10 protein-coding genes are annotated in these 10028 nt (G+C 62.3%); 3 read left to right on the forward strand and 7 right to left on the reverse strand.

The annotated features are described in order from the left end of the window. The first annotated feature begins 536 nt into the window (after positions 1 to 536). Positions 537 to 1016 (forward strand): hypothetical protein, encoded by a 480-nt coding sequence (locus ACLL97_RS17570; RefSeq protein ID WP_411281781.1) that lies wholly within the window; start codon positions 537 to 539, stop codon positions 1014 to 1016. A gap of 481 nt (positions 1017 to 1497) precedes the next feature. On the opposite strand, the gene ACLL97_RS17575 is transcribed toward ACLL97_RS17570, so the two are convergent. Further along, on the reverse strand, positions 1498 to 1944 hold the full coding sequence (locus ACLL97_RS17575) for a hypothetical protein (protein ID WP_411281782.1): 447 nt from the start codon (positions 1942 to 1944) through the stop codon (positions 1498 to 1500). A 260-nt stretch (positions 1945 to 2204) separates the two neighbouring features. Between ACLL97_RS17575 and ACLL97_RS17580 the strand changes: the two genes are divergently transcribed. Further along, positions 2205 to 2507, forward strand: a complete 303-nt coding sequence (locus tag ACLL97_RS17580) for a putative quinol monooxygenase (protein WP_411281783.1) — start codon at positions 2205 to 2207, stop codon at positions 2505 to 2507. Positions 2508 to 2697: 190 nt separating this feature from the next. Here ACLL97_RS17580 and ACLL97_RS17585 read toward each other — a convergent pair whose 3' ends face one another. The 4 genes from ACLL97_RS17585 to kaiC all read right to left on the reverse strand — a co-directional run bounded on the left by ACLL97_RS17585 (position 2698) and on the right by kaiC (position 8170). Beyond that, positions 2698 to 5091 (reverse strand): phosphoketolase, encoded by a 2394-nt coding sequence (locus ACLL97_RS17585; protein WP_411281784.1) that lies wholly within the window; start codon positions 5089 to 5091, stop codon positions 2698 to 2700. Then, complete coding sequence (locus tag ACLL97_RS17590) at positions 5088 to 5261, reverse strand: hypothetical protein (protein WP_411281785.1); 174 nt, start codon at positions 5259 to 5261, stop codon at positions 5088 to 5090. The genes ACLL97_RS17585 and ACLL97_RS17590 overlap by 4 nt, the downstream gene beginning before the upstream one ends. Positions 5262 to 5914: 653 nt before the next feature. Beyond that, positions 5915 to 6496: a chemotaxis protein CheB gene (locus tag ACLL97_RS17595; RefSeq protein WP_411281786.1), complete on the reverse strand. Its 582-nt coding sequence runs from the start codon at positions 6494 to 6496 to the stop codon at positions 5915 to 5917. Positions 6497 to 6544: 48 nt separating this feature from the next. Then, complete coding sequence (kaiC, locus tag ACLL97_RS17600; RefSeq protein WP_411281787.1) at positions 6545 to 8170, reverse strand: circadian clock protein KaiC; 1626 nt, start codon at positions 8168 to 8170, stop codon at positions 6545 to 6547. A 182-nt stretch (positions 8171 to 8352) separates the two neighbouring features. Between kaiC and ACLL97_RS17605 the strand changes: the two genes are divergently transcribed. Further along, positions 8353 to 8571 carry a hypothetical protein gene (locus ACLL97_RS17605; RefSeq protein ID WP_411281788.1) on the forward strand — a complete coding sequence of 73 codons (219 nt, stop codon included), beginning with the start codon at positions 8353 to 8355 and terminating at the stop codon, positions 8569 to 8571. A 79-nt stretch (positions 8572 to 8650) separates the two neighbouring features. Here the strand turns inward: ACLL97_RS17605 and ACLL97_RS17610 are convergent, their stop codons facing one another. Then, a complete protein-coding gene (locus tag ACLL97_RS17610; protein WP_411281789.1) occupies positions 8651 to 9262 on the reverse strand; it encodes a hypothetical protein in 612 nt (203 codons plus the stop codon). Beyond that, positions 9259 to 10028: c-type cytochrome (locus tag ACLL97_RS17615; RefSeq protein ID WP_411281790.1), on the reverse strand; the 770-nt coding region annotated here is incomplete at its 5' end. The genes ACLL97_RS17615 and ACLL97_RS17610, both read right to left, overlap by 4 nt.

The following is a 10028-nucleotide window of genomic DNA, read 5'->3' on the forward strand; positions in this document are numbered from 1 at the left end:
TGCTGCTCCGTACCAGCGCCCATTTCCGTGGTGCCGTTTCGCATCTCGTCCATATGCATACTCCTGCGCCTCGCGCATTCTAACGATGAATCGCGGCACGCCGCCGCGGGCCAATGCCCAGGGCAATATCTGCGCCGTGTGTGATACAGTGCAAAGCCAATTCTGTGCGCGGGATAAGCGCGCGCTCGCTCGCTCGCTTCCGTCGCGAACCACCCGTTGTACGAACCGGCCTGTATTCGGCTTAGGCGTCGACTCGACAGTAAGCGATATGTCGGATCGCTCTTTGCAGCATGCGTACGCTGTCGCAAGTGAAGGCACGCTGCATCCTTCGCGAGCGGCTTGATGTGCCGTGGAGATGGGGTGTGCGGTCGAGTCGGCTTCTCGTCGGTTTCGTCCAGAACGGGCCGTACCGCGTAAGCCTACGCGACGGTCGAGCACACCTATCAGGGTCACGCGCGTGCTCTACCACGACATCCGGTGCCGTCAACGCAGCGCAGGAACGAAGATCTGCGCGGACGCACTTCGGAGAGCGTATCATGAAGAATGTCTCTGACGATCTGTTCCAGTACGTTTCGCCCACCTTTCGACATTCACGTAGGGTAGCAATCAGTTGTCTGCTCACTGCGCTTGGCGCGTGCGCGAGCACGAAGGTCGCGCCGAGTGCGCCAAACCTTCTCTCCACGTCTCTCGATCGCAAAGCGGACAACCCTTCTTCACTCGTTTGTGATGCCGACAACGGCGGGTTGGAGCTTCCCTCGGGATTCTGCGCTGTGGTGGTGGCGAAGGATGTGGGCCGTGCCCGTCATTTGGTGGTGAACACCAATGGCGATCTGCATGTCGCATTGGACAATGCGCCCGATGGCAGCGTTACTGGGGGCATTCTCGGGCTTCGCGATACCGATGGCGATGGTCGAGCCGACGTGCAGGTGCGATTTGGACCCGTTGGCGGCAACGGCATTGCGTTGCGTGGATCGCTATTTGTATTTCGCGCCCGACGACCGCGTGATTCGTTATGACGTGGCGCATGGTGCGTTGCTGCCCTTGGGGCCGCCAGTGGTGGTCGTATCGGCCCTACCATCGTCCGGAGTCATCATCGCAAGACGGTGGTGCTCGACAATCGTGGCGGCATGTTCGTGAACATCGGGTCATCGGGCAACGCACGAGTGGCAGTCGTTTTGCGACGGAACTGCGCAATATGAATGCGTTGGCATCCGACTACGGAGGTGACGGGAAAATCGTCGGACGTTGCGGCACGCGCGCGCTCCCGATTGTCGAATATCCAGCCCATTGGGCCCCGTTGTCGATGCTGTTCTACACAGAAACACAATTCCCCGAACAGTACGAAGGAGGGCTCTTCATCGCCTTCCACGGATCACGATTGGATACGGCACTGCCGACGAGGGCGGATGGATCTGGCGCGTTGTCTATACCGGACACGGGGAAACGTAAACGCGCGCTGCGGGGAAGTTTCAGCAGACTCGGGGCGACCGAGCGAGATTACTTCACCAAGTTCGTGACGGTCGCCCCCACACGATCGCGTAGGGATGCCGAGTACTCGCCTTGCGCCCTTCGCCGAGCGCTGTCCGGCTGCAAGCGCACTCCGGCGGCACTCAGCGCGGGACTCAGCCCGGCGAGCTGCGTGGAATCGCGCAACAGGAATACGCGCATATGGGTCCACGGAAGTGTCGTATCCTGCACGGCGTACGTCCTGACGTCCAGGAATGCGCCGGCGCGTTGCGCTTCACGGTCGATCGGTTCCGCGACATCGCGAATGTATCGGGTGTACTCCGCGAACTTGTTTGGCTTGGCGCGCCAGAAATACACCTGCGCAAGCGTGGCGTCACCGGTGCGGCTGACCGCCACGGTCGACGTGCGCGCCGCGGTGGCGCAACCCGCTTGGAGAGAGATCGCGAGCAGGAGAGCGGCGCTACGCAGGTGGGGCATGAGAGTCTGATGGGAGACGCGACGGTCAAGCGGGGTCGCGTAAGTATGTGCCGCGACGACCGGCGGCGGAAGAAAGGTTCGCCACATGGCCACCCCTATCGTGGCCGAAACCCGTCGGTCGCCGAGCGTAACGCGAGGCCGTGCTCTCGATGTCGCGTCCGCCGGTTCATCGACATTGGAACGGACCGACCTTTTGGTGCCGTTTATGCAGTAGTGTCGAAGATATGACCTCGACGCAACACCCTTTACCGGAGTCTTCCATGGTCACCGTTGGTCTCGTTGTTGAGCTCGAGGCGAAAGCCGACAAATCAGAACAGCTTGCCGCATTCCTCACGTCGGCGCTACCGCTCGCTCAGGCCGAGCCGGCAACGATTGCGTGGTTCGCGATGCGTACCAGCCCTACGACGTTCTGGATCGTCGATGCCTTCCCGACGGCTGCCGGGCGTCAGGCGCACCTGGATGGTCCCATTGCCGCCGCGCTGATGGCCTCGGCCGACGAGTTGTTGGCCAGCCCGCCACGGCTGCTTACCGCAGACGTCCTCGCCTCGAAGCTGCCTGGGTAGCAGCTCGATATCGCCATCTTCCGGATCGGCAATCGCGATTCGGGTGCGGCGTTTCCGGTGCAAAACACGTTCGTTGGGGCGAGGTACGACGCGCTTCGTTTGTGCGGCGGATAGTCGTCGCACCTTGGATCAGTCATCGCGATTGCTGCTGAGGAATCGGCGCGGTAAATGCGCCAGCGATCGTCACGAATCAGGTGTCCGTCGCGGGGCCGTATGGCCAAGCCCAGTTACGGATCTCCGGGAGATCCTGCCCGTGTCGCGTGATGTACTCGTGGTGCTCCACCAGCCGGTCGCGCATTGTTTGGTGCACGTGAGGGCCGTGTGGCCCGACTGTCGGCACCCGTTCGGTCACGTCCATGACGAGATGGAAGCGGTCGAGGCCGTTGCGTACCGTCATGTCGAACGGGGTCGTCGTGGTGCCTTCCTCGATGAACCCGCGCACGTGCATGTTCCGGTGGTTTGTGCGGCTGTAGGTGAGTCGATGAATGAGCCACGGGTAGCCGTGGTAGGCGAAGATGACCGGCTTGTCCGGCGTAAAAAGGGCGTCGAAGGCGTGGTCTGATAGGCCGTGCGGGTGGGTGCGCTCAGACTGCAGACGCATCAGGTCTACCACGTTGACAACGCGGACGCGAAGCTCGGGGAGGTGCTGTCGGAGCAGGTCCACGGCGGCCAGCGTTTCGAGCGTTGGGACGTCGCCGGCGCAGGCCATCACCACGTCCGGCTCGACGTGCTGGTCGTTGCCGGCCCACTCCCACATCCCGATCCCGGCGGCGGTATGCTTGATGGCCGCGTCGAGGTCGAGGTACTGGAGCTCGGGCTGCTTGCCGGCGACGATGACGTTGACGTAATGCCTGCTCCGCAGGCAGTGGTCAGTGACCGAGAGGAGCGTGTTGGCGTCGGGCGGAAGGTACACCCGGACGACCTCAGCCTTTTTGTTGATCACGAAATCGATAAAGCCGGGATCTTGATGGCTGAACCCGTTGTGGTCTTGCCGCCAGACGTGCGAGGTGAGGAGGTAGTTGAGCGACGCGATCGGCCGACGCCACGAAATGTCGCGCGTGACATCGAGCCATTTCGCGTGCTGGTTGAACATCGAGCCGACGATGTGGATGAAGGCCTCGTAGCATGAGAAGAGGCCGTGGCGACCGGTAAGGAGGTAGCCCTCGAGCCAGCCCTGACAGAGCTGCTCGCTCAGGACTTCCATCACGCGGCCGTCGGGTGCGAGATGGTCGTCGCTGTCGAGGATGGGCTCCATCCAGGCGCGGTTTGTGACCTCGAAGAGCGCGGTAAGCCGATTCGAGGCTGTCTCGTCCGGCCCAACCACGCGGAACGTCTCGGGGTTCATCACCATGACGTCGCGGAGGAACTGGCCCATGACCCGCGTTGCCTCGGCCGTGACCGTCGCCGGCGTCGGCACCTCAACGGCGTAGTTGCGCCAGTCGGGCATACGGAGGTCTTTGAGCAGGATGCCGCCGTTGGCGTGGGGGTTTGAGCCCATGCGGCGCTCGCCAAGGGGCGCCAGCGCGGCCAGCTCGGCCACAAGCCTCCCGTTTTTGTCGAAGAGCTCTTCGGGTCGGTAGCTTCGCATCCAAGTCTCCAACATCGCCAGATGCTCCGGTTGCTCGGCCAGCTCCGCCAGTGGCACCTGGTGCGAGCGGAATGTGCCCTCGACCTGAAGGTCGTCCACGACGTCGGGCCCGGTCCACCCCTTCGGCGATCGCAGCACGATCATTGGCCACCGCGGGCGCGCGGTGACGCCGTGTTCTCTCGCGTCCTGCTGGATGCGCTGGATAGCAGCAATGGCATTGTCGAATGCCGCCGCCATTCGTTGGTGCATCGCCTCGGGCTCGTCCCCCTCCACAACGACTGGCGCGTAGCCGTAGCCTACAAACAGGCTCAAGATCTCGTCGTCGGGCATCCGGCCAAGCACAGTCGGCCCGGCGATCTTGTAGCCGTTCAGGTGGAGGACCGGAAGGACGGCCCCGTCGCGGGCGGGGTTGAGAAATTTGTTTGAGTGCCAGGACGCCGCGAGCGCACCCGTCTCGGCCTCGCCGTCGCCGACGACGCAGCAGGCGAGCAGGTCGGGGTTGTCGAACACCGCACCGTAGGCGTGGGCGAGCGAGTAGCCGAGCTCACCGCCCTCGTTGATCGAGCCGGGCGTTTCGGGCGAGGTGTGGCTCGGGATGCCACCGGGAAATGAGAACTGTCGGAAAAGCTTTCGCATCCCCTCGGCGTCCTGCGTGATCTCGGGGTAGTGCTCGGTGTAGCTCCCCTCGAGGTACGTGTTGGCGACCACGCCAGGGCCACCGTGTCCCGGTCCGGTCACGTAGAGCACGCTCACATCGTGCTGCCGAATGACACGGTTGAGGTGGACATAGATAAAGTTCAGCCCGGGTGTGGTGCCCCAGTGGCCGAGCAGGCGCGACTTGACGTGCGATAGTGCAAGCGGTTCGCGCAGGAGTGGGTTCTCGACGAGGTAGATCTGCCCGGCCGACAAGTAATTGGCCGCGCGCCAATAGGCGTTGATGCGGCCAACATCTTCGTTGGATAACGGAAACCGTTCTGTCAGTGCGTCGATGGTCATGGCGGAGTCGATTGATCGAGTGCCGATGCAGTGGTATACGTGCGCGCCAGGTAGCGCATGATCTCCGCCACGCCTACCTCGGATGCCTTGGCGGCGTCTGCCGCAGTGTCTTTCGGGCCGAAGCATCCCGCCGCCTCGATCGGTTTCATGACATCGCCGCAACAACTCATGGCGTCATCCTCTCTTCATGCTGAGTACTCAGCGCAGCGGCCGGCATACGGTCCATCATCAGCCTCATCATGGACTACATCATGTCGATGCGCTTTCCCATCATCTGAAGACGGGTAGCGGCCTCGCCCTTCATGCCGCCCATGCATTGTCTTCGTGTGCTCGGCCATGAGCACTTGGCGCACTTGGGGTGACTTCGCCGCCAACGAGCGCGCGCGTACGAGTGTCATGGCAGACTCCGGAAATGCGTGTATGTAGAGAAGCGTCGCAATACGCGTGCCCATTACGGCCTCTCAGTGCGCCGCGCCGCGACGTTTCTGGGGCGGTGCTATGCGATCCGCAATCTCTGCATGAGACACGTCTGAAACGCACTGGAGTTCGCGTTTCTGACCATATCCGATGCGCGCCAGACGTGTTTCGTTCGCGTTCCACAGACACAACTCCTCGGAGATGCGTCGGCACAGCCGCTACGTGATGCCGCTGCCGACCAACATTCGAACGCTTATCCGAGCACCGCGTCGGAGCACGCGATTGCGTCGTGCGGAGCGCCTCGGGTCCGCCTCAGCCACCCCACGAAGTAGAACGCCTACCTACGCGGAGGTCCGCCCAATGGGTCTGTGGCGGGCGCACGTGGGGTTGGAAAGCTGGCCAGACGTCAATCGGAACGAACGAAGCGTGCTCCAATCTGCATGAGCGCCTCGCCCATCTTTTCAGGCGCCAGCACGAAGTCGATATACGTCGACGCTTGTGCACTGGTCGGCATACCGTCCACTTCCGCCGAATCGTCCTGCGCAAACGTCGTGCCCCCCTTCTCCTTGATATACTGAACGCCAAGAGTACCGTCGCCATCATACCCAGAGAGGACGATACCGATGGCGTACTCACCCATCGCCGTTGCCACCGAGGAAAAAAATATGTCGATCTGCGCATTTCGTCGGCTGCGCGGCGAGATCACTTTGAATGTGAACTGCTCAATTTCGAGATCGGCATTGGCCGGTATCACATACACATGATTGGCTCGTACTGGCATTCCCGAAACCGCCACCATGGTTGGCATCGTCGAGCACCGTGACAAAATCAGCGCAAGCTGACTGTGCGCATCTGGAGTGATGTGGGAGATGATGACAAATGCCATGCCGGTATCGATCGTCAACGATTCCAACAGCGCCTTGTAGGCGTTGAGCGCACCGGCAGAGCCGCCGACCCCCACTATATAACTTGGGCGTGTCAGGTTCATGAGCGCGGTGCGTTTAGAAGCGGGGTGGGGACGGCGTCGGGCACGGGTTTACGCCTCCGGATTGGCGGACGCCTTGCCGATCTTGCTCTTTTGCTTCGCGCCCGCTGTGGCGTCGGCATCCATCGGAATCAACGTTATTCCGCTATCACTCATCACGAGCTTGTGCACATCACTGGAATGCCCCATGCCACGCGACTTGACGATGTACAGTCCCCGAATGCGCTTGCGTCCCTCACTCTCCTCCAGTTCTCGTGCCACGATCCAAGTGTCGATCAGCGAGGAGACGCCGATTTCGCCGCTGGTGTCATTCGGTTTGGTGGACGAAACGAGGCTGGTAAAGAATCCCGTGATACCTTGAGATTTGAGCGCATCAATCATACGTGTCAGCATGGATTGAACTTCCAGCTCGTTGCCTTGGGCAATCAGACTGGTCAGCGGATCGATAATCACTGCCTGCGGCTTGAATTCGTCGAGCATCTTGTACAGATCCAGCAAATGCATTTCCAGGCCGAAAAACGACGGCCTCGTTGACACGATCAACAGCAGCCCATTCTTGATCAGCGGCGCTAAATCGAATCCGATCGAACGCATGTTCTCGATGAGTTGCCCCGGGGACTCCTCGTACGACAAGAACACACACCGTTCCCCGCGGTTGCAGCTTTCTACCGCAAATGCCGCCGCCAAACTCGTCTTCCCCGTGCCCGCGGTCCCGGACACGAGTACCGTACTGCCTCTGGTATATCCGCCGCCGTTGAACAGGGCACTCAACGATGGGATACCAGTCGACAGCCGTTCGGATGATCCGGGGTGGTCGAGTCCCGCCGAGGTAATGGGAATGACCGAGAGCCCGTTTTTATCGATGACGAACGGATACTCATTGGTCCCGTGATTCGAACCGCGGTACTTGATGACACGCATGCGACGGGTGGAGATCTGATCTTGAACCCGATTGTCCACGAAGATGATGCAATCCGAGATATACGCTTCCAGTCCATGCCGGGTATACGTACCCTGCGTGGTCTCGCCGGTAATGAGCGTGGTCACGTTTTTGTTCTTGAGCCATCGGAAAAGGCGCTTGATTTCCAAGCGGAGTATCCCGACATCGGTCACGCCGGCAAACAGTGAATCAATGGAATCCATCACGACGCGTTTGGCACCGATGGAGTCGATGGCCAACTCGAGGCGCACGAAGAGCCCTTCCAGATTGAACTCGCCGTCGGACTGCATATCGCGTCGTTCCAGCACCACATAATCGAGCAGAATCTTCTTGTCGGCGACGAGACGCTGCAAATCAAAGTTGAGTGAGGCGACATCGGCGAACAGTTCATCGTCGCTTTCTTCGAACGACATGAAGACGCCCGGCTCATCGTACTTTGTCGCTCCGCCAATCAGAAAGTCGATGCCGAGCAACGTTTTCCCGGTCCCGGTGCCGCCGCTGAGCAACGTGATACGGTTTCGCGGAATACCACCTTCGGTGATTTCGTCAAAGCCTTTGACGCCGGTCGGACATTTTGCCAGCCCGCTATTTTTCGCGGCAACGGGCGAGAGGGAGTGGTCGGTCATCGTAGGGTCCTGGATTTCGTGGTGAGCGTCCGCGCGCACGACGAGCCGCTCCGAACACTTGGAAGCTACTACCAAAGGTTTGAGAACTGATGCGCTCGGCGAGTCACGCACTGCGCGCTGTATGAACGAGCACGACGATACGCGCCCAGTGCGACGATCGCCTTTTACGGATTCGGCGCAGCGCCAAGCGGAGCCAACAGATTCCGGTCTACGCTGCCTTGTGATTGGTGACGACGGCATCGCGCTCGGCGCTGCGACCGTCACGGGCTCGCTGAGGCGACCGAGATCGGCGCGTGTGGTGCAGCCGCGGCGCGAATTCGTGGTGGAAGGATGACCGCACCGGGCTCGCCTCGACGCGCGCGGAGCTCGATGCCGCCTATGCCACGCAGGTCGCGACCAGTAGCATCGGCATGCAGTTCTCCGCGGGCGGGCTGTCGGGCATGCTCGTATCGAGCGCCACGAAAGCACCGATCACCGATCTCTGGGTCGGAACACACTGCATCGCACCCTAGCCCGGTGCATCGCGGTGAGTAGTGGCGAACAGTCACCGCGCTGCCACGTTGATCCGATTCGCTGGGGAAACGCAGGCCCTCATCCAGCCCGTCCGCCTCGCTCCTCGATCTGGATATCGCGTGCCCCGTGCGAGACCAGCAGATCGCCAAGCAGCGATGCCTCGCGCTCGCTGCGCGTTGACACGGCGAGCACGATCGCGCCGGCTGCCTCGGCGGCGCGCGCAAACCGCGCATCCGGCCGCTGCTTACGGAAGTATCCGACAACCGCTCCGATCGCTGCGCCGCCGATTGTGGCCATGTTGGGGCCAAGGAGCTGTACTGGTGCCATGCCCCCAGCGCTCTCGATGCCCGGCATCGCCACCAGCACCACGCCCACCAGCACGCCCAACACAAAGCCGATCAACCCGCCGATACCGGCATAGCGAAACGTTTCGCGGCCGGGACCGCGCGGCGTACGCCCGGCACTGGAATAGAGCTTCGCCGACTCCCGTGACACCACCACTTCCACGAGGTCGCGCGGGGTGCCGGCGCTGTACAGCGCATCGAGCGCGCGCTCGACGGTGGCAGGATCGTCGAACAGCGCCGTCAGCGTGAGCGGCTCGCCCATCTGCTGACCGCTGGCAATCCCCACCGCGACTACTTCGCCGTGGGTGGCCGCGCGATCCGACGGCGTCGTTGCACGTTCCGTCATGATCCACTCCGTGGTGGCGCCGGTGGCTGTGGAGCGCTCGCAGGCTGCGCCGCGCGAAGCTCCGCTGCGGTCCACGCAGCGGCGCGATCGGCATGTGCGTTTCGCTGCGCAGCCACCGCGTCGGCATCGACCGCTGCCGCAGCATTGGGCGCCAATTGCCGGATATACGTCGCGAGCGCCGCGATCTCCTCGTCCTTGAGAACGTCTTTCCACGCCGGCATCGCGCCGTTGTACGTCGCGCCAGCGACTTCCACCGGTCCTTGCAAACCGTGCAATAGAATGCGCACAAGCGTTTCAGGTGCACCGGTCACCCACTCGGAGCCCACGAGGGGTGGGAATGCACCAGGAATTCCCTTGCCGGTTGGCTGATGGCACGCCGTGCAGTTCTTCTGGTACACACGCCCACCCGCCTCAATGGGATTCGACACGGCGGCGGCGGCCTGCGCGTTCGCGCTGGCCGTGATCCCGGGCTCACGACCCGCGAATGCTACGTGTGTGGCGAGCCCGAACTCACCGCCGTACCGGCCGAGGTACCACCCCCCCCAAAAGAGCACAACGGCGATTGCCGCAACAAAGAACCAGGGTGGTGATTCGCGTCCCTCGACAGGGTCGCTGGGCTCGCGTCGCACGGCACGGTGCAGCCGTTCGACGTCGGGCTGCAGGTCGACACTACCGCTCCCCCCCTCCGGCACGACGGGCGCGCGTGAACCCGCGCTCGCCGGTGTCGCCGCGGGGCGTGCGCCCGGGAGAGGATCGCGCCCCGTCA

Origin of the sequence: Gemmatimonas sp. (assembly GCF_046594945.1) — a bacterium.
Lineage (GTDB): Bacteria > Gemmatimonadota > Gemmatimonadetes > Gemmatimonadales > Gemmatimonadaceae > Gemmatimonas.

What these genes read in the sequence shown, in the direction of transcription:
- ACLL97_RS17570 (WP_411281781.1), top strand. Translation starts at nt 537, where the DNA reads ATGAAGAATGTCTCTGACGATCTGTTCCAGTACGTTTCGCCCACCTTT.
- ACLL97_RS17575 (WP_411281782.1), bottom strand. Translation starts at nt 1,944, where the DNA reads ATGCCCCACCTGCGTAGCGCCGCTCTCCTGCTCGCGATCTCTCTCCAA.
- ACLL97_RS17580 (WP_411281783.1), top strand. Translation starts at nt 2,205, where the DNA reads ATGGTCACCGTTGGTCTCGTTGTTGAGCTCGAGGCGAAAGCCGACAAA.
- ACLL97_RS17585 (WP_411281784.1), bottom strand. Translation starts at nt 5,091, where the DNA reads ATGACCATCGACGCACTGACAGAACGGTTTCCGTTATCCAACGAAGAT.
- ACLL97_RS17590 (WP_411281785.1), bottom strand. Translation starts at nt 5,261, where the DNA reads ATGAGTTGTTGCGGCGATGTCATGAAACCGATCGAGGCGGCGGGATGC.
- ACLL97_RS17595 (WP_411281786.1), bottom strand. Translation starts at nt 6,496, where the DNA reads ATGAACCTGACACGCCCAAGTTATATAGTGGGGGTCGGCGGCTCTGCC.
- ACLL97_RS17610 (WP_411281789.1), bottom strand. Translation starts at nt 9,262, where the DNA reads ATGACGGAACGTGCAACGACGCCGTCGGATCGCGCGGCCACCCACGGC.